Genomic DNA, 19609 nt, shown 5'->3' with positions numbered 1-19609 from the left:
CCGCTCGTTTGGTTTCGTCATTCACCTGCGAAAACACTCCCTTTTCTTCACTCCGCGTGTAAGGTCGTTTGAAACACAATCGCCGGAGACGGTTGATGGAATTGAATTCGCCTTTCATAACGTAACCAGCCCGCAGCAGGCGATTCAGGAACGAGCGGATTGCGAATCCACCGGGCGTCCTCCTCCTTTCGAGCCACCGCTCTGCACACCACACGGTTTCCCGCCATGATTTTATCCAATGAGAGCGCCGTGGAGCACGCTCTGGATGAAGCTTCGCCCAATCAAATGACCTCCGTGGGCAACCACTTTCAGATCCTGCAGTGGATCGCCATCGTCGCTTTGGGGTACCTGTTGATCTGCGCCGTGGGATTGATCGGCACGGGTTTCCAGACAGCAACCGGAAGCGAAGCCAACGAGAGGTTGTCGTTTGCCACCAATCCGTTTGCGGGTTTGGTCGTTGGCACGGTCGCAACGGCATTGATCCAATCCTCCTCGACGGTCACGTCCATCATCGTTGGGTTGGTTGCAGGCGGTCTGCCAGTCTCCGTGGCGGTTCCGATGATCATGGGAGCCAACGTTGGCACCTCCATCACCAACACCATTGTTTCACTTGGTCACGTTCGCGAGAAGAAGGAGTTTGCTCGCGCGTTTGCCGCTGCGACCGTCCATGATTTTTTCAACCTTTTGTCGGTGGTGATCTTCTTGCCGCTGGAAATGATGTTCGGTGTGCTGGAGCGAATCGGCGGCGTGCTGGCCAGCATTTTCGTGGTGGCCGACGCGTCCTTGGGCAGCGTGAACTTCGTCAGTGCCTCCACATCGCCGGTGGTCAACGGTGCCAAACGCTCGGTCGAAAGTTTGTCCGATGGAGTGGCCGGAATGATCCTCATCGCCATTGGGATCATGGTGATTTTCATGACCATCCATCTTGCCGGCAAACTACTGAAACGATTGATGGTCGGTCGCGCCAAAGACATCATGCGAGCAGCCATCGGAAAAGGACCTGTTGCGGGAATCGCATCGGGGACCCTCGTCACCATCTTGGTTCAATCATCGTCGACCACCACCTCCTTGATGGTGCCGTTGGCTGGCTCCGGTGCCTTCGGGCTGAAGCAGATCTATCGGTTCACGTTGGGTGCCAATATCGGCACCTGCGTCACAGCACTTTTGGCAGCAACTGGCGTTGAGAGCCACCAATCAGCGGCCTTGCAGATCGCCTTCATTCATCTGACTTACAACTTGCTCGGCGTCTTGGTGATCTACGGCCTTCCGTTTCTACGCTACCAACCGGTTCGCGCCGCCGAATGGATGAGTGCCACGGCCTCAGAGAACAAACTGATCGCGTTGGCTTACATCGTCGGGGTTTTCTTCCTCATCCCAGGACTATGTCTGGGCATCTCCAGCAACTTTTAACCACAACCCAGTGACCGATTTCCAAAACTATTCAACGCATACAATCCGCAACCTGATTGAGGACACGGAAACGACGCTGGGGCAACTGAAAGCGGAATTGCAACGTCGAGAAGAAGCCAAACAAAAACTCGAAATCAAGAATCTCGAAACACACCTGAAGAGCGCAGAGTTTTCTTTGCGATCGATTCGCGAATTTTTTGCCCTCCTCGTTGACGATCACCGAAATGAGAAATAGACCCGTGTCTGGAGACTCCCTTCCCACTGACTACGACCGCATTCGCGACGACATCCTGGATTCCATCGACGAAGAGATCGAAGCTGAAATCGGCGATGCGTTGATGGAACAGGCCACCGAACCGCGCACCGATCAGCGTGAGCCGCTAGGTCGCCACGAGTACTTTCGAAATCGGCTGAAACTGAAACGGGAACTGGTCAAACTTCAAGACTGGGTGGTTGCAAACAAAGTCAAAATCGCTGTCCTGTTCGAAGGCCGTGATGCAGCCGGCAAAGGCGGGGCAATCAAACGCATCACCCAGCGGTTGAATCCTCGCGTTTGTCGCGTCGTCGCGCTCCCCGCCCCCAATGAACGCGAAAAGACGCAGTGGTATTTCCAGCGTTACACGCCGCACCTTCCCGCAGGGGGTGAAATCGTGCTGTTCGATCGCAGTTGGTACAACCGCGCTGGCGTCGAGCGCGTGATGGGTTTCTGCACCGACGAAGAGTACGAGCAATTCTTTCAAACCGTTCCGGACTTCGAACGGATGATCGTCGCTTCAGGAACGATCCTCTTGAAGTACTGGTTCTCAATCACAGACGACGAGCAGGAATTCCGTTTTCAATGCCGAATCAACGATCCACTCAAGCAGTGGAAGCTCAGTCCAATGGATCTCGAATCGCGTCGACGTTGGGAGCAATACACCAAAGCCAAGGAGGTGATGCTGGAACGATCCAACATTCCGGAAGCTCCGTGGTGGGTTGTCGAAGGAAACGAAAAGAAGCGAGCTCGACTGAACTGCATCCACCACTTGCTCTCGCAGATTCCTTACGGGGAAGTCGAGCAAGACTCCGTGGAACTTCCTGACCGACTTCACAGCGACGAATACAAACGCAACGAGATCCCCCAAGAAGTCATCGTGCCGATGATTTACTGAAGCTCGAACCGATCTCGGATGAAACCGATTCGAGCCAGATGCAGTGGGCTCTCAAGAGAATGACGACTGGCTTTCAGGCCGGTCCGCATGCTCAAACTCTCAACCACACGCTGCTAAGGAGTCGGTTGCGACTCTTCCCCACAACCGCCAAAGAGAATCGAGATTCTGCGTCCGATTCTGGAAATGCCGCCCTGCCCGTGCTTGAGCAGATCGGCAGGAATGATCGGGTAGAACCTCACGATAGGCGAGTCTCTCTGAGACTCGCAAATGACAGCGTCTCGGAGAGACGCCGCGACGCGATCAAGCTCAATGACTCCCGCTCACGTGCCTAGTATTCACCCTGAATCACTTCGCGACCGGCTCGCGTTCCGAGTGCACGCCAGATCGACAACTCGACTGAATCGGTGACCGAAGAAACACTCCCATCAACCCTGGCGACTTGCACCAATCCAACGTGATAACTGCGAGAGGTGATCATGGCGTAGGTCGGGTTTCCACTTTGACCGTTCTTGCCTTCTTGCCATGAACTAAAATCCATCTGTTCGTACACTTGCCCACCGGTCTCAAATTCGACGTCGCTGTTGGGTGGCAAAGTCACAGTGAATCCAGTGTGGTGACAGCGACCATCCGGCCATTCGGTGTGCCCCGTGTTTTTGAACTGAGCCCCGCTGGCGACGATCAATTCGGCTTGATTTTGATCGGCCGGGATCATCGTGTCTGATGGGCCGCCGTTGCGTTGGTAAGGCGTCCAAGCTTTCACTTCGCCAGTCAACAGCGTGTGACTGCTTCCGTCCAAGCAATCCCGAAAACTGTAGAACTGGTTGGGAGCGAACATTCCATCACCCGCTTGCTTCGTCGTGGGATCAAACACAAACCACTGACCAAAGTTGAACCCATACGTGGTGGGATACAGTGTGGGCCGGCCGTCGGTGAACGTTCGTTCTTGGTCCGTTCCGGGATCACTTGGGCAGGCGTAGGTTGGAATCTTCAAGCCGTCGATGGCAGATTGGTTGTCCCACGCCAGTGACAGATCAATGTTCTCGTACACATTGCCTTGTTCTAGGAACGGCAAAATTCGTCCGTGCACCCCCCAAGACCCATTGTTGCCGGTGGAGGTCACGCTCAAATCAACGAGAGCGGAGGGAGGGAACTTTTTGTAGGCACTTTGATAGTTGTGTACCGACAACGCGATCTGCTTCAGATTGTTGCTGCACTGCATCCGTCGAGCTGCCTCGCGGGCGGATTGCACAGCGGGCAACAACAACCCAACCAACACGCCGATGATGGCGATCACCACCAACAGCTCAACCAAGGTGAAAGCGGAGCGAGAGTCAGCAGCGGAACGATTTTTCATTCAGAGATTCCTTCGTGAGGGGGCATAGTTTCTGTGGTTCACAGATCTCAAAGACGCCGAGCCTCCATGGCCCCCGGGTGGTCAATGCAAGCAAGTCAATCAGGCTGTGAAGCAGAATTGTTGATGCACTCGCTGTGCCGACCCCTCAAAATGAGCAAACCCATCCCCATCATGTTCTGAATGATCCGATTCGGCCCATCGCCCGGCGGGTCTTTCACCACCGGCGGCGAATTTTCCGTCCCGGACATCCAAATAGAATGAGTCCCGTGACATCTCCTCCCCTCCGATCGCTGCGACTTCGTCTGCTCACGCCCATCATCGCCACGGCGCTCTTGGCCGCGGTGCTGGTGGCCGTCGCCTCCTATTGGCTGGGCACCCAGCGAGCGATGAAAGATCTGGAACAGCGTTTTTCGGCCATCCAATCGACACTGTCGGAATCCAACTTCCCGCTCAATTCGATGGTCCTGGAATCTCTCGCGGATCTGACCCGAACGCAACTGATCGGACTGAGCTCCAGCGGTCACGTCACATCGTCCACACTGAATTTAGACGAAGCCGCTCGAGCATCCTTCAAAGCACACCTGCAGGACCAGCAACCACTGCCTGCGACAATCGTTCCCAACGACGACGGGAACCGGTTCCGAGTGTTCGCCTTTCAAACCGTCGGCAGCCAACTTCGACAGGACCGGGTCACGGCCGTCGTGGTTCTGTTTGAAGACGAACAGTTCAACGTCAATCGCCGGCAAGCGGCAATCCTTCCGCTAGCAACGGGGTTGTCAACGATCGTTGCACTCAGTTCGTTGACGTTCTGGCTGACATCCCGGTTGATTCGCCGAATCAGCAAACTGCAAAGACGCGTCGAAGCGGTGGCCAATGGAGACTTCGATTCAGCGGTCTCAGACGAAGCATCCAATGAAGAGGTGCCCGATGAGATTGGTCGCCTCGGCGGCGCAGTGGATTCCATGGCACATCAGCTCAAACAACTTTGGAATCAAATCAACCGCCAGCAAAGCGAAAAGCTCTTGCACCAAATCGCGGGTGGCATGGCTCATCAGTTGCGTAACAGCTTGACCGGCGCTCGCATGGCCGTCGAACTGCACGCGCAAGAATGCCAGGCGACCGACGACGAAGGCATCCGGGTTGCCATCCATCAAATTGAATTGTCTGAAGATTATGTCCGACGTCTGTTGCTGGTTGCCTCCGGTCGCCAAGATGAAGACCGACCGACCGAGGTGCAAACCTGTTTCGACGACGTGCGCACCAGCCTTTCTCCCATTGCGAAACATTTGCGAGTGAACATGCGATGGGATTTGGACGATGACCTTCGTCAACGCCGAATCCAAGATGGCCCGACTTGGGTCGCTGCCGTGACCAATTTGATCCACAACGCCATTCAGGCAGGTGACGAAGTCGACGTTTCCCTTCAACCACTGGACGAAAATCTCCTGCGTGTCACTGTCACCGACAATGGCGACGGCATTCCGGAACAGGTTGCTGGCAATCTCTTCGAACCTTTTGTGACCTCCAAGCCTGAAGGCATGGGATTGGGGCTCCCCGTCGTTCAACGCTCTGCCGAGTACTTGGGCGGATCGGTGCGATGGCGCCGTGAAAACGAACGAACCATTTTTGAGTTGGACACGCAATTGCTTTGCTCGCGAGATCAACAGGACGAACCATAGTTTTTGACATGACCACAGCACACACCATCCTCGTTGTCGACGACGAACCATCCATTTGCTGGGCACTTGAAAAAATGCTCACCAGCGAAGGGCATGAGGTCATCACGGGATCCAGCGCCGAAGAAGGATTGAGACTGGCGGGTCAGAACGATGTCTCCATGGTGATCCTGGACGTTCGTCTTCCCAAAGAAGATGGCATCACGGCGTTGCCTAAGTTTTTGGAAGCAACAGACAACGCTCCGGTCATCATCATCACCGCCTTTGGCGACCTAGAAACCGCAGTGGCGGCGGTCAAGAACGGCGCGACCGACTACCTGACCAAACCGTTCAAGCTCGAAGATGCCCTGCGTACCTGCCGCACTGCGTTACAGAAATCTTCCCGGCGAACGGCCCCCGCAGCGACTCAGCCAATGGACATCGATCCGTCGGTGCTGGTCGGCACGTCGCCAGCGATGCAACAAGTGTTTCGGCAAATCGCCTTGGTCGCCGACAGCGATCTGTCCGTACTGATCACGGGCGAAACCGGCACCGGTAAAGAACTTGTCGCCGCTGCGATTCATCGCCACAGCCGCCGCGCCGACGGCCCCTACATCCCGATCGCCCCGGTAGCACTCAACCCTGATCTGATTGAAAGCGAACTATTCGGCCACGTCAAAGGAGCCTTCACAGGCGCCAGCGACGACCGAGCCGGATTGTTCGAACGAGCCGAAGGAGGAACCGTGCTACTGGATGAAATCGGTGACCTGCCATTGGGCACGCAAGTCAAACTGCTGCGAGTTCTGGAACAAGGGCAGTATTGCCGCGTGGGCGACGTCAAACCACGAACCGCCAACGTTCGCATCCTCGCCGCCACGAACAGCGACCTGCACGAAGACGTCGCCACCAACGCTTTTCGAGAAGACTTGTTTCATCGTTTGACCGGCGTGCAAATTCATCTTCCACCGCTGCGAGATCGCGTGGAAGACATTGGCCCACTTTGCCGCCACTTCCTTTCAGCGATGAAGTACGCGGACATCGATTCAGCAGTGGACGATGAGCTGCTGGAACAACTTCATTCACGTCCCTGGCACGGCAACATTCGTGAACTGAAGAACGCAGTGGGGCACGCCGCCGTGGTCGCTCGAGGCCGCAAGCTCACGATCGCAGATTTCCCCGATCCCAAACCCGGGCGAGACATGCAAACAACGTCGCCGGTTCTGGCGTTGGAAAAGTCCGTTCGAGTCTGGTCAGAGACTGCGATCGAGACCAAGCCTGACTCGGTGACGCTGCACAGCGATTTCCTGGCCGCGACGGAACCCACTCTGCTTCGAACAGTGATGAAGCACACAGGAGGCAACCGAGCCAAAGCCGCAGAGATGCTGGGCATCCACCGCGGCACCCTTCGCGATCGCATCAAGGCCTATGGCATCGACGACCAATGAACGAAGTCAGTGCCCCGAAGCACAGACAAGACTCGCCGTCTCGCTCATCCTTGGGCGCCTCGTCCGGCTTGTAGCAATCCCAGCGGTTCGGCCCGACCGATTCGCACGACGGGCCACAATCCGGCTAGCAAACACAACCCAATCGTCATCGCGAATCCGATCGATAGGTGGGACCAAGGGATGATGAAGTTCGGTGGTCCGGCAAACCAACCGACGTACTGAGCCATCCCGACGCCGCACCAGCCCGCGATCAATCCAAAGATCAGACTCAGCACACAGGCACCAATCGCGATCAAGATCGTTTCGGCAAGCACCAACCGCACAAGCTGCCCGCGAGTCACACCGATCGAACGCATGACGCCAAACTCCCATGTCCGTGATCGCACCGACGCGATGACCGTGTTGGCAATCGCCAACGACATGATTGCCAGCGTGATCAACGGCAGATAGCTCATTCCCCAAATCATGTCGTCGGCCCGAATCTTGATTGCTTTGCGAACATTCTCTGAGGCAGTCATTCGAGCAAACGGGCGGTAGGCTTTCACACTTCCCAAACCACTTGCGACAAAGGTCTCACCTGACTTTTGTTCGGCGATCGATTGCAAATCCGATTCCATCGACGACAAGTCCGCATCGTCTTCCAAATCCATCCAAACGAATTCCGTCCGGTGGAGATGAAAGTCTCGCTGCACGTCTTCGCGACCAGCAAACACCACCGTGGCAGTCCGGACAAAGTGTCGCCTCACGCCCGAAAACTTCGTCACCCAGTGCCAACCGGGCAGCGACACAACACCAGCGATTCGATACGTCACTCGCTCACTTTCAGCGGTCGGCGGAGTGAAGCTCAACTCGTCACCGACGCTCAATCCTGTGCTCATTTGAAAGTCTTCGGAGATCAAACACGAGCCACCGGATTGCAACGCTTCCATCGCAGAAACTCGATCACCCTTCACAAACCCAAAGGTCAAAAACGGATTCTCATCGGCAAACGCCATCGCCGGATCGATCCCAAACAAGACGGCATTGTCGCGTTGCACACGGGAAGGTTGCTCGGCATCACCCCAATCGAAACGAGCCTGCTCAACCGCCAGCGGCATCACGCGATCCGCTCGAACGCCCGACACATCTCGAACATCGTCGATCCCTTCGTCATCCAATCCAACCGGATGGAATGCGACCAAAGCATCGGGCAACCATGTCCCTGGGGTGAACGGCTTCAACATGGAATATCCCCAGGTTTGAGTCGAGGCATACAGTCCCAAGCCAATTGACAGTGCCAACGTCGCCCCAACAGTCCGCCACAAATTGGTGGACAACTGAGTCTTCATCATTCGAGTGTCCAACCCCAACGCGTGAGTCACCCAGGGGCCGATCACCGTTTCACAAAACACGACGATGGCGGGTGCCAGACAAATCATGCCCGCCAACAAAGTCGGGTATGTCAGGAATCCATACGCCCACGCTCGCCATGCATCTGGCATGGGGAGCGCAAACACGAGCAGGGGAGTCAGAGCAGAGAGCAGGGCACCGATGACGCCGAACACCACCCAGGAATGCATTCCGGGAGTGGAGATTTTGGACGTCATCGCTTCCAGTGGCTCGATCCGAGTCGCTCGCCAAGCCGGAACAATCGCGGCCCCGAGTGCACCGACCAACACCGTCACCCCGGACAACACGATGCATCCCCATCCCAGCACCGCGCTCGTGCCAAACCAACCTGGCACCAACCAACTGCCCACGGCCAACATCGCGTAGCCCGCCAACAATCCGCCGCCCCAACCAATCAGGGCAAGCAACAGGCTTTCCATTGCAACGATGGTTGCGATCTGGCCTCGCGTCAACGCGACCGCTCGCAACATCGCGAATTCGCGTGTGCGTTCACTGACGCCCATGCTGAGGGTTGAGAAGATGATGAAGATCGCCGCCAACGTCGCCATGCCCGTCGCCGCCCACGCCTGAGCTTGCTGGCCCGACACGGTTCGAGTTTGTTCCATCCCCGCCCGCACAGTGTCAAAGTCAACCAACAACATCGCGGGCCGCCCACTGGTCAGTCGTTCTTCCCAAACTTCGCGAAACTGATGCACCGTGACCGTGTCACGAATCGCGATCTGCAACACCTGAGGCTTGGAGGCATATCCATTGATCCATTCTGCCAGTTCGGGACGAACATAAATCGCATTGGCGGCGATCCCCTGTGAAAAATTCTTGGGCATTCCCAACACAGTTTGGGTCGTTTCACTCGGCGATTCGTCTGCCTTCGGTTGGGGACGCTGCGGTCTGCCTGGTCGTTTGCCGGACGGCGGTCCCCCACGGCCTCGCGGTATCAAAGAAGGTGCCTGCGGGGCTTGTTCGACAATGCCCACAACCTTCAGTTGAACTTCATTGGCCAACGAAATCAGTTTCAAGTCATCGCCCACCGACAACTTCTTTTCTTTCGCAACCAATTCGCCAATCACAATTTCTTTTGCTTCGCCGTCTTCGCTCAACCAACGACCGTCCAGCAATTCATAGGGAGGCTCGACCGCCGGTGTGCTGACCAAAGTCGGGTCCAGCGGCGGTGCACCGTTCACCGGCGGACGCTCGCCCACGACGATATCCAGCGATGACTTCTCATCCTCCGAGACGGTCCGGACCGGATTGACAGTGACGCGAGACTGGCTGACTGGATTGACCTCCAACACTCCCGCGTCGCTTTTCAGTTCCTCCACCAAAGAAGCTTCAATGGGTGGTGCCTCCGTACCGGGTGGACCGGGCTTGGGCATGATCAGCAGGTCGTAGCGTCCAAGGTACTTTTCACTGTCTTCATCAAACTGAGACACCAGTGCGTCGTAACCGCTGACAACCCAAACCACGGCACAAGTCGACGCGATGATCCCCAAGGTGGTGATGACAGAACGTCCAGGATTCAAACGCATCTGGGCGCCGACGAACTGGAGCAAAAAGCGGAATGGATTCATGAAGGCTGCGGATTCTGGGTGGCGAATCGAAAGGATGGGTCCGACAGTTGCAATTGTCAGTTGCAACCGACGATTGCAATCATTGGACCAATGCTTGTTCGTTCGCGAAACGCGAACATTCGAGGCGCCGTGTCACTTGGCGTCGGTGAAATTTTCGCCAGAGACGGTGAATCTACCGTCGCCACCTTGAGTTCCATTGCAACCTCCATTCGCTTGGATGGTTCGCATCCTTTGAATCAAGCGTTTACGTCGATCTTGTGGCCGCAACGCTTTGGATACCACACCCTGAGGAATCATCCTTCCGTGCCTTCGATCAACATCACACCGCCGCTTCAAATCGACCAAGTTCGCAAGACTTATCATCAAGGCGATTCCACCGTGCACGCGTTGGATGGAGTCAACTTGACCGTCCGTCCAGGCGAATTCGTGGCGATCATGGGTGCGTCGGGATCGGGCAAAAGCACGCTGCTGCATGCGATGGCGGGCCTGATCCAAGTCGACTCGGGACAAGTGTTCGTGTCCGGGCAAGATCTCTCGCAGTTGGGCGACGTCGCGCTCACCAAGTTCCGGCAAAAGAACTTGGGGATCGTCTTCCAAGCCTACAACTTGATTCCGGCTTTGACCGCCGAAGAGAACATTCGCCTCCCTGCAACCGACGCTGGCAACTTGGACGACCGCGTCGAACGCCTGCTCGATCGGCTTGGGATGAGCGAGCGACGTTCGCATCGCCCCATGGCTCTTTCCGGCGGCGAGCAACAACGCATTGCGATTGCGAGAGCCCTGATTTGCGACCCAGCCATTCTGTTGGCCGATGAACCCACCGGCAGCTTGGATTCGGTCACCGGAACGCAGATTTGCCAGCTTCTTCGTGGCCTCGTCGATGAAGAACAACGCAGCGTCGTGGTCGTGACCCACGAACCCCACGTCGCGATGTGGGCGGACCGCGTGGTGGTCATGAAGGACGGCACCAACCTGGCCGAATTTGAAACGTCGGGCACGCGAGACCCGCAAATCATCGCGAATCGCTATCAAGAATCACTCGGTGCGGAGACGGTGCATTGAAAGTCATTCGGCTGGCCTTGGCGTTTCTTCGCGAACGCACCACTCGCACAACCCTGACCACGGTCGCCATCGCCGCGGCCGTTTGCATGGTGATCTGGGTTTCCAGCAGCTACGAAGCGCTGCACAAAACGTATGACGAGTTCAGCAACCTGGCTCTGGGCCGCTACGAACTGGCCATCGCTCCCATCAGCGGAGACGAACACGATTTCGTGACGCCCGATGTCTTGCAACCGCTACGCGACGACCCCGCCGTCGTCGCCGTCGATCCGATGTGGGCAAAACGTATCGCCATTGAAAATTCAAACCTGCCGCCCGCAGTTCAATCGACCTCCCTGGGTCCCGGAGACGGGCCACGCGGATTGCTGCCCAACCTGATGTTCATGGCCACGGATGCTCCCGAAGCTCCCTTCGATCTGTCGAAAGGAAATTGGATCGTTTCTGACGCCACCTCCCCTCAAGTTGTCTTGCGAGCTGACGTGGCGGAACTTCGTCAATTGCATCTCGGCGACTGGCTGACGGTCGAACGCCCACGTCCTGGAGCCGACGGGCAAGACACGTTGGCGCTCAAGATCGTCGGCCTGCTCGATGCACCCCCCACTCCCAAATTGGGCGTGGGATCGATCCCCATGCTGACGCCGAGTTTTGGGGAAGCGTTCGTCAACGTCGAATTGGCGGAGGACATTCTCAGCGAACCGTTTCAAATCAGCTTGCTCGGTGTCTCCGTCCAAGACCAAGCCGACATCACGAAGTTTCGATTCGGATGGGCGCCGCGGTTGAACCGCTATGAAACGCCCCTTCAGTTTCAAGAAGCCTACGAAATCGAAGAAGCACTCGACCAAGCGTCCGAGGCCGAGAACGTCAAACTGCAATCCTACGCCGCCACCGGCGTGGCCATGTTGGTTGCGATGCTGGTGACGTTTTGCTCGCTCAGCATGGGTGTGACCGAACGAACCCGACAATACGCCGTCCTGCGAGCGATCGCTTTCACCAAACGGCAAATCCTTTCCCTGATCGTGGTCGAGGGGTTGGTGCTCGGTGCGATGGGCTTGGTCGCTGGCATCGTTGTGGGATGGGGACTGCTGCAAATCGTGGAAGTGATGTTTGGCGAATTGCTGCACCATGGCATCCTACTGGGCAGCCGAAACTTGGGCCTCGCGGTGCTGGCGTCCTTGGGCGGGGCCTTCCTCGCGTCGCTGCTACCGGCATATCGCAGCACTCGCGTCAAACCGCTCGATGCAGTCGCACCACTTCATCAAACATCGATCTCGCAACGTCCCGGTTGGCTGCGATTGCTGGTGGGAATCACGCTGATTGCAATCAATCCTGTGCTGACGTTTGTCTTCCCGCCCAGCGAAAGCAGTGTGGGTCTGGCGATGGGAATTGGATTCCTCTGTTCCAGCATTGGTTTCTTCGTGATCGCACCCTCCATCGTCGTTTGGGTCGATCGTCACGTCGGCCCGACCTTCGCCCGATGGTTTCGGATCGACCCCAAGCTGCTGGCCAGCCAGATCACCAGCCACCTGTGGCGATCCGTCGGCGCCGCCATTGCGATGGCGTTTGGGTTGGGGCTGTTTGTCGGGATTCAGGTTTGGGGATTCACCATGTTGGAATCCTTCATTCCAGGAAAATGGACTCCCGACGCCGTCGTGATGTTGAATCCGGGACTGGTTCCGGAGGCAGCACGAAAGCTTGCCAACCATCCCGATGTGGACCCCCAGCGTTGCTTGCCAATGGTGGTGGAACAGCCTCGATTGGTCGAAGATCTCACCGGGAGCGCCGAACGTCCGTCCGTCATTCGCCAGGACAACGTGGTGATGATTGGACTGGATCCCGAACCAGCCCTGGTTGGAGAACATCCGCTGCTGCGACTGGAATGGGTCGCCGGCAACCCTCGCCATGCTGTGAAGCAAATGCAAGAAGGCGGGGCCTGCATCGTCCCTGATCATTTCATCGAAGAAACAGGACTCCAGCTAGGCGATTCGATCTCCGTCTCTCCGCCGCGGAACGCTGACAATCATGTCAGCTATGTGATCGCCGGCGTCGTCCAACTTCCTGGATGGCATTGGCAGACGAAGTTCACTGGCCTGCGAACTCGAACGCACCGCGCCGCCGCTCTGGTCATCGCGGATTACGATTCGGTCGCATCGGACTTTGACTTGCCGACCGCTTCCCACGTGTGGTTCTCGTACGCGAGCGATGATGCCGACGTCGATAGCATCCAAGCCTTCGCCAAGAATCTGGTCGAGCAATCCATCGCCGATGAACCGGTCGATCCGGAAACGCCATCAAGCGATGCCACCGAGGACGAACTTGCCAAAGTCGTTCCCGTGGATGGAATTCGCCATCGCCTGGACGTCACCGCGCGTCGATGGATTTGGGTCATCAGCTACATCCCATTGGTTTCGCTGCTGATTTCCTGCCTGGGCGTGCTGAACGTGATGCTGGCGTCCGTTCGATCTCGACGTTGGGAATTTGGCGTGTTGCGATCAATCGGCTTCACCAGCTCGGACCTCACCCGCGCGATCTTGATCGAAGGGTTGCTGATCGCATTTGTGGCCGGCGTGCTCAGCCTTGGCTTTGGCGTCTTGAGCGGATGGTGCGGCAGCGGGATGGCTCAGTACATGAGTTTCTTTGGCGGACTGCATCCACCGCTCGTGATCCCGTGGCTGCCGATCATGGGTGGCTTTTTGTTGGTGCTGTTACTCGGCGTTGGCATCGCCGCTTGGCCGGCCATCTCCATCGGCAAATCGCGACCGATGGAGCTGCTTCAATCTGGAAACGACTTCAGTTGAGCCGCTTGCCTGGAGAGTTCCCAAGCAATTCAATCAACCCATCGGCGATCGCGTATCGCCAGTGGAAATAGCCGTGCCCGCCAACGAATTCGCTGTAGTGAACGTCATAACCTTTCGCCCGCAAGCAATCGCGAAAATGACGGTTGTCGGGCAAGATTCGACTCGCAGTCTCGAAGGTCCCCGCCTGCAAGACAAAACGAACGGGCTTTTGATCCGCCCGAACATACTCACGGATCAACCAATTGGGTTCGCCAGAATCGACTGCGCCAAACTCGCCTCCCGGAGACCACCAGTACGATCCCGATTGACTCAACACGTTGCCAAACACATCGGACGCCTTCAGCGCCGCATAGGACGACGCCAACCCGCCATAGCTTGCCCCGACCAACACCGTGTTTTCGCGATCAGCATCGATCGATTGATCGCGCACCAAGGGCAGCAACTCGTCGGTTAAAAAACGAACGAAATCATCGTTGCAGGGAAGCTCCACCGAACGAGTCTTGGGGCTGGGATTGCTGACCAAAACCGCCGCGGTCGAAGGAATCTTTTTCGCGGTAGTCAAGTTGTCCAGGATGGTGGGCAGATTGACCTCGTCCAAGTATCGGTCTCCATCAAACACCACCAACAACGCGTTGCCAGCAGCATTCGGTTCGTATCCAGCAGGCCTGTAAAAATGAACGTCGCGTTGGTTCTGCAGGATCTCGCTTTGGATGGTCTGCGTTTCCACGGTTCCGGCGGGTGTTTGCCTTGACGGTTTCAACCATGGAACGACGGGAGCATCGGGCAATTCAACCACGGAACTTCCATCGAACGGATCCACCGGGTCGGAAGGTTCGAACTTTGGGTTGAATGGATCTCGCTGGGCCGTCGCAAGAATCGCGCGCCGACGATCGCGAAAACTGCCTTCGAAGACGGGAACGTCGGGCGCCAATCGATAATTGATCCGTGCCTTTCGCGAAACGACATAACTGCGAAACCAAACGTCGCTGCCCCCAAGACGCTGCATCTCGTCATGATCCCCCGAAGGAGCACCGAAGATCCGAACGTTGTGCTCGGCACCGCGCCATAGAAAGGTGACCAACGCTTGATCGTCACGGAGCGTTTTTTCGGAATCGTTGTCTTCCACCAATGGGGAACCATTCCGAGCGATGGAGTCCCAGAAGTCTTTGGTGTCACCGCCATCTCGAAGCTTCACCAGCAACGCCGCCAACGTGGGGCTCTCGATTCGATCGACCGGTTGGAACTGCTCGGTGATAGGAATGATCGAATCAATTCGCAGTTCATAGGTTTGATCAGTGGCCCCAAACACCTGCAATTTAGCGGGCACGTGTTCGCCGACAACAAACATGAACGTCGCCATCGCTCCGTCACCGTTCGTAAGCCGTCGAAACCGTTCTCCTCGGGAGTCGACCAACCAAAGCTTGAGTCCTTCCCCTCGAAACGCTCCACGCACGAAAGCACCTGGGTTTGCGTTCACATGCAAGATTGAGCGAGCCGCTGAGTTTTCTTTTTGAGAGGCAACGACTCCGCGGTGTACCGATCCCTCCATCAACTCGACGCTTGGCACTTCGTCCGCACACAACGGTGTCGACGCCAACCCCATCCATCCCGTCAGAAGAGCAACCGCGAGGAAGGTCAATCGTTTCGTTCGTTGAATCATATCGGCCTCAAGCTTGATGAATCCTTCAATGGGTAACGTCGATGGCGGGCTCGCCATCACCACCGCCCATCACGATGGAATTTCGTCCACCGGCGACGGCTATTTCGCCACGAGCCCGGCAATGCCAAATACTGGCAATCGTCCGGCACAAACTGGCATCAGGTGTGGCATCCCACGAATAGTGGTCGATAGCGTGATCTCTCGCCGCACAGTGTCAATGCACCCTGCGGCTGCGATGACGATGGCACACGTCGTGCATGGTTGGGCATGCCTCCCTTGATTCACTCCCCTCATACGACCGTCTTTGATGTCACCCATCACGCCCCCCATTTCTAAGCCAGCAACGTCTCAACCAACCACCGCAACCGTTCAGTCCATCTCCAAGACGTATCACCAGGGCAGTCGTTCCGTTGACGCGCTGCGCGATGTCAGCCTAGATGTCGAAGAAGGAACTTTCGTCGCCATCATGGGAGCCAGCGGGTCGGGGAAGAGCACCTTGCTGCACCTGATGAGCGGGCTGACTCGCCCCACCACGGGCTCCGTTCTGATTGAAGGTCAGAACATCGCTGAGCTGTCGGACTATGAGCTCACCTGCTTTCGCCGACGGCGAATCGGCTTGGTGTTTCAAGCGTTCAACCTGGTGCCATCGCTCTCGGCCAGGGACAACATCCTGTTCCCGCTCTACGCGGCAGGAGAAAGCTTGGCCAACGAATCCGATCTGCAGGAACTCGCTTTGCAATTGGGAATCGAAGATCGTCTGCACCACCGGCCCGATGCACTCAGCGGTGGTGAGCAGCAACGTGTCGCGATCGCACGTTCACTGATCACCAATCCAGCCATCGTTTTCGCTGACGAACCCACCGGGAGCCTGGATTCCGTGACGGGTGACTCGATCTGCAAACTGCTGCGAGATCTTTGTGACCAACAACAACGAACCATCGTGATGGTCACTCACGAACCCAGCGTTGCGATTTGGGCGGACAAAGTCGTCGTTCTCAAAGACGGCCAAATTGTGAACCAGTTCCCGACCAATGAGTGCACTGATGCACAGAACCTTGCCGCTCGGTACCAGCAAATCGTTTCAACCGGTGCCCAAAAACAGGTCCATTCGGCCTGATTCAAATTGACACAGGGTCGCTGTTTCCCGGTGAGAAAGCAGTGTTTCGCCTTGAAAAAGCTCAAATTTCGCCCCGCTTCACATTTTGCCCCTTGTAACGTTCCGGATCAATCAGCACCATATTGCGACTGACTCGCAATAACAGATTCGTCGACGCAGCCAGCCACAGGTTCACACCTTCCAGCAAGCCACGTTCGTTTCGCTTCTTGATCAAATTCACCGCCGTGGTGAGTCCCGATTTGCTGAAGTAGATCCGTACCTCGTGTGCCTTTTGACTGGATTGTCTGATGTCCCGTTCGACTCTCGTTGCTACTTCGATGCCCATCGAATCGATCTCCATCGAAACGAATCAAGCTGACTTTTCGCGCCCCGTCGCTCGCCACAAAGGTTTCACTTTGGTGGAATTGTTGGTGGTCATCGCAATCATCGGCGTCCTGGTTGGTTTGCTCTTGCCCGCGGTTCAAGCCGCTCGTGAAGCTGCCCGCTCGATGCAGTGCAGCAACAACCTCAAGCAGCTTGGACTCGGTCTTCATAACTACGCCTCGACGTACAATGGTGCCTTCCCCAACAATGGCTACAGTTGGCCCGGCGGATACCCGAGTGACTACTCACCGTTTGCCAAGATCTTGCCATTCCTTGAGCAAGCGCAGCTGCAAGATCTGATTGATTTCGAAATCTACATGGGGCACCCGGCGCTCGCAGATTTACCCGCAGGCTTGCATGAAGCGGCTGGCACGCGAGTCCCAACCTATGAGTGCCCCAGCGACGTCAACGCCGAGGTGCACATGTTGACGATGCCATCGGGAGCCAGCATTCCGATCGCGGGCACCAGCTACGCAATGAACCAAGGCAGCGGCCTGGATGGTGTATTTCACCCCAGCGTCGGCGAACCGGATGGCCTTTGTTGGACCGATGCGAAAGTCAAGTTCCGTGACATCTTGGACGGAACCAGCCACACCATCGTCTTTGCAGAAACCCTCATCGGTGGAGGGCTCGACTCGGACACACCGACGCCCACCATGGACCCACAGTTCGCTCGTGCGGGCTCATCCGAAATCAGCACCGCAGTCGCTGATCTCGCGGACACCGGAGATATCGCCAACATTCAGTCATACATCACCAGCTGGAACGGCGACCGCAATCACTATTGGTTGCGAGGCACCGTGCCCAACGGCCCACTTATCAACGGCCGCTTGTCACCCAACAGCAATATCCCTGACTTGGTACGCGGTTCTTCGAAAATCACCGCCGCTCGCAGCAACCACGCGGGGTTGGTCAAAGTCGCTTTGGCCGACGGTAGTGTGCAAGCCGTCACCGACTCAATCGATTTGCAAATCTGGCATGCGAGCTGGACGCGAATGGGTCGCGAAGTGGAAACGATTTCCCAGAATCGCTGATGCGATTCCAACAACTCAACTCAATCGCACATCAATCGTTCAAACGTCGCTGAGTCGCACATTGCTCATCGCAATCGTCGCTCAACTTTTTTCTATCTTCACAATTACGAAGCCAGCCATGAACCTCGGTTCAATCGCCAGCCACGTTCGCCTCGCACAAGCATGTGCCCCTCCTAGGAGAACCTAAATGACTCACCACACCGACACTGGTTCAACGCCAATCGACCATCAATCGGCGGAAACGTTCGCGATCTCACAGCCGCGGCGCGGATTCACTTTGGTCGAACTGTTGGTCGTCATCGCGATCATCGGCGTGCTGGTTGGCTTGCTGCTGCCCGCCGTTCAAGCCGCACGTGAGGCCGCCCGGTCGATGCAGTGCAGCAACAACCTCAAACAAATCGGACTGGCCACCCACAACTACGCGTCCACCTACGCCGGTGCGTTCCCCAACAATGGATTCAGTGGCCCGACTTATCCAAACGACTTCTCGCCTCACGCGAAAATCTTGCCGTTCTTGGAGCAATCCCAACTGCAAGATCTGATCGACTTCAGCATCCCGATGGGACACCCTGCCACCCAAGACTTGCCCGTCGAATTGCGTGAGGCCGCCCAGACGCGAGTCTCAGCGTTCGAATGCCCCAGCGATGTCAATGCGGTTCTACACGGATTGACGATGCCATCGGGCGATTCCATTCAAATCGCGGGAACCAGCTACAGCATGAACCAGGGCAGCGGCCAAGATGGTGTCTTCCACCCTGGCAATGGCACTCCATCAGACGGCATGTGCTGGGTCAACGCCAAGCTGAAATTCCGTGACATTCTCGACGGAACCTCCCACACCATCCTGTTCGCTGAAACAGGCATTGGATCCGGACTCGATGTCGCCAGTGTTTCGCCCAAAATGGATCTTCGATCCCATCGTGCGTCGGTCAGCTCCATCGCCACGGCAGTTTTGGATGCGGCAGCTCAGAATCAGTACCCGCCTGTTGAAGCGGTTACAAACAGTTGGGATGGAAGCCGCAACCACTACTGGCTTCGCGGGTCGGTGCCGGATGGAGCCGTCATGAACGGCTACTTGCCACCGAACAGTCAAATTCCCGATCTCAGCTTTCGTTCGGCAAAAATCACCGGTCCTCGTAGCTATCATACCGGGCTCGTCAAAGTCCTGATGGCCGACGGCAGCGTTCAAGCGGTGACCGATTCGGTCGAACAAGAAATCTGGCACGCGAGCTGGACACGAATGGGACGCGAAGTCGAAACCATTTCGTCCAACTGAGTTCTCGCAGGCCTTTCACACCCGATGAGCACCCCGACCGCCGAAACGACTGCGACGCCCACCATTCGAAAGACCGGATTCTCATCCGCAGTGTTGCGGATGGTGGTGTTGTGGCACTGGACCAGCTCGGCAGTTTGCTTGATCGGGATGTTGGGGTTTGCGATCACCGGCATCACGCTGAACCACGCTTCCCAAATTGAAACCGAACCGCAACGCGATTCGGTCATCGATGATTTACCGCCGGAGTTCGTGAGCTTGCTTGCGAACTCGACGGAAGAAGAGTCAGCCTCCTTGCCGCCAGAATTGGCCGAGTGGCTGACCGAGCAGACCGGC

General features: G+C 56.7%; 15 protein-coding genes. 11 read left to right on the top strand and 4 right to left on the bottom strand.

The annotated features are described in order from the left end of the window. Nucleotides 1-249: 249 nt before the first annotated feature. From ACF8AM_RS06710 to ppk2, 3 genes are read left to right on the top strand one after another with little or no spacing between them, the layout of a single operon-like run. The gene (locus tag ACF8AM_RS06710; RefSeq protein ID WP_392554896.1) at nucleotides 250-1410 is read left to right on the top strand and encodes a Na/Pi symporter; all 1161 of its coding nucleotides are present in this window, start codon (nucleotides 250-252) and stop codon (nucleotides 1408-1410) included. Nucleotides 1411-1420: 10 nt separating this feature from the next. After that, nucleotides 1421-1645 carry a hypothetical protein gene (locus tag ACF8AM_RS06705; RefSeq protein ID WP_392554880.1) on the top strand — a complete coding sequence of 75 codons (225 nt, stop codon included), beginning with the start codon at nucleotides 1421-1423 and terminating at the stop codon, nucleotides 1643-1645. Continuing rightward, entirely contained in the window at nucleotides 1635-2561 is a 927-nt protein-coding gene (ppk2, locus tag ACF8AM_RS06700) for a polyphosphate kinase 2 (RefSeq protein ID WP_392554879.1), read from the top strand. Before ACF8AM_RS06705 ends, ppk2 begins: the two co-directional genes overlap by 11 nt. 328 nt (nucleotides 2562-2889) lie before the next feature. Here ppk2 and ACF8AM_RS06695 read toward each other — a convergent pair whose 3' ends face one another. After that, a complete protein-coding gene (locus ACF8AM_RS06695) occupies nucleotides 2890-3915 on the bottom strand; it encodes a DUF1559 domain-containing protein (RefSeq protein ID WP_392554878.1) in 1026 nt (341 codons plus the stop codon). Nucleotides 3916-4172: 257 nt separating this feature from the next. Here ACF8AM_RS06695 and ACF8AM_RS06690 point away from each other — a divergent pair, with 257 nt between their 5' ends. Together ACF8AM_RS06690 and ACF8AM_RS06685 are read left to right on the top strand one after the other, a co-directional pair. Further along, nucleotides 4173-5594 (top strand): ATP-binding protein, encoded by a 1422-nt coding sequence (locus ACF8AM_RS06690; protein WP_392554877.1) that lies wholly within the window; start codon nucleotides 4173-4175, stop codon nucleotides 5592-5594. Between the two features lie 8 nt (nucleotides 5595-5602). Further along, on the top strand, nucleotides 5603-7015 hold the full coding sequence (locus ACF8AM_RS06685; protein WP_392554876.1) for a sigma-54-dependent transcriptional regulator: 1413 nt from the start codon (nucleotides 5603-5605) through the stop codon (nucleotides 7013-7015). Nucleotides 7016-7059: 44 nt separating this feature from the next. Here ACF8AM_RS06685 and ACF8AM_RS06680 read toward each other — a convergent pair whose 3' ends face one another. After that, the gene (locus ACF8AM_RS06680) at nucleotides 7060-9972 is read right to left on the bottom strand and encodes an FtsX-like permease family protein (protein ID WP_392554875.1); all 2913 of its coding nucleotides are present in this window, start codon (nucleotides 9970-9972) and stop codon (nucleotides 7060-7062) included. A gap of 303 nt (nucleotides 9973-10275) precedes the next feature. Here ACF8AM_RS06680 and ACF8AM_RS06675 point away from each other — a divergent pair, with 303 nt between their 5' ends. Further along, entirely contained in the window at nucleotides 10276-11034 is a 759-nt protein-coding gene (locus ACF8AM_RS06675; protein WP_392554895.1) for an ABC transporter ATP-binding protein, read from the top strand. Next, nucleotides 11031-13826 (top strand): FtsX-like permease family protein, encoded by a 2796-nt coding sequence (locus ACF8AM_RS06670; RefSeq protein WP_392554874.1) that lies wholly within the window; start codon nucleotides 11031-11033, stop codon nucleotides 13824-13826. The genes ACF8AM_RS06675 and ACF8AM_RS06670 overlap by 4 nt, the downstream gene beginning before the upstream one ends. Here the strand turns inward: ACF8AM_RS06670 and ACF8AM_RS06665 are convergent. Next, nucleotides 13819-15486: an enterochelin esterase domain-containing protein gene (locus tag ACF8AM_RS06665; RefSeq protein WP_392554873.1), complete on the bottom strand. Its 1668-nt coding sequence runs from the start codon at nucleotides 15484-15486 to the stop codon at nucleotides 13819-13821. The genes ACF8AM_RS06670 and ACF8AM_RS06665 overlap by 8 nt on opposite strands. Nucleotides 15487-15793: 307 nt before the next feature. Between ACF8AM_RS06665 and ACF8AM_RS06660 the strand changes: the two genes are divergently transcribed. Then, entirely contained in the window at nucleotides 15794-16603 is an 810-nt protein-coding gene (locus ACF8AM_RS06660; RefSeq protein WP_392554872.1) for an ABC transporter ATP-binding protein, read from the top strand. 61 nt (nucleotides 16604-16664) lie between these two features. On the opposite strand, the gene ACF8AM_RS06655 is transcribed toward ACF8AM_RS06660, so the two are convergent. Further along, nucleotides 16665-16928, bottom strand: a complete 264-nt coding sequence (locus ACF8AM_RS06655; protein WP_392554871.1) for a hypothetical protein — start codon at nucleotides 16926-16928, stop codon at nucleotides 16665-16667. On the opposite strand from ACF8AM_RS06655, the gene ACF8AM_RS06650 reads away from it, so the two are divergent. The 3 genes from ACF8AM_RS06650 to ACF8AM_RS06640 form a co-directional block, all read left to right on the top strand. Further along, on the top strand, nucleotides 16921-18000 hold the full coding sequence (locus ACF8AM_RS06650; RefSeq protein ID WP_392554870.1) for a DUF1559 domain-containing protein: 1080 nt from the start codon (nucleotides 16921-16923) through the stop codon (nucleotides 17998-18000). The genes ACF8AM_RS06655 and ACF8AM_RS06650 overlap by 8 nt on opposite strands. 187 nt (nucleotides 18001-18187) lie before the next feature. Next, nucleotides 18188-19276: a DUF1559 domain-containing protein gene (locus ACF8AM_RS06645; protein ID WP_392554869.1), complete on the top strand. Its 1089-nt coding sequence runs from the start codon at nucleotides 18188-18190 to the stop codon at nucleotides 19274-19276. Between the two features lie 24 nt (nucleotides 19277-19300). Next, nucleotides 19301-19609: PepSY-associated TM helix domain-containing protein (locus ACF8AM_RS06640; protein ID WP_392554868.1), on the top strand; the 309-nt coding region annotated here is incomplete at its 3' end.

Source organism: Rhodopirellula sp. JB055, from assembly GCF_043100905.1.
Lineage (GTDB): Bacteria > Planctomycetota > Planctomycetia > Pirellulales > Pirellulaceae > Rhodopirellula.
Note: the sequence above shows the minus strand (reverse complement) of the source record. Positions and strands in the feature narration are given on the sequence as shown.

Coding starts and splice junctions, on each gene's coding strand:
- ppk2 (WP_392554879.1), top strand. CDS start 1,635: ATGAGAAATAGACCCGTGTCTGGAGACTCCCTTCCCACTGACTACGAC.
- ACF8AM_RS06695 (WP_392554878.1), bottom strand. CDS start 3,915: ATGAAAAATCGTTCCGCTGCTGACTCTCGCTCCGCTTTCACCTTGGTT.
- ACF8AM_RS06690 (WP_392554877.1), top strand. CDS start 4,173: ATGAGTCCCGTGACATCTCCTCCCCTCCGATCGCTGCGACTTCGTCTG.
- ACF8AM_RS06685 (WP_392554876.1), top strand. CDS start 5,603: ATGACCACAGCACACACCATCCTCGTTGTCGACGACGAACCATCCATT.
- ACF8AM_RS06680 (WP_392554875.1), bottom strand. CDS start 9,972: ATGAATCCATTCCGCTTTTTGCTCCAGTTCGTCGGCGCCCAGATGCGT.
- ACF8AM_RS06665 (WP_392554873.1), bottom strand. CDS start 15,486: ATGATTCAACGAACGAAACGATTGACCTTCCTCGCGGTTGCTCTTCTG.
- ACF8AM_RS06660 (WP_392554872.1), top strand. CDS start 15,794: ATGTCACCCATCACGCCCCCCATTTCTAAGCCAGCAACGTCTCAACCA.
- ACF8AM_RS06650 (WP_392554870.1), top strand. CDS start 16,921: ATGCCCATCGAATCGATCTCCATCGAAACGAATCAAGCTGACTTTTCG.
- ACF8AM_RS06655 (WP_392554871.1), bottom strand. CDS start 16,928: ATGGGCATCGAAGTAGCAACGAGAGTCGAACGGGACATCAGACAATCC.
- ACF8AM_RS06645 (WP_392554869.1), top strand. CDS start 18,188: ATGACTCACCACACCGACACTGGTTCAACGCCAATCGACCATCAATCG.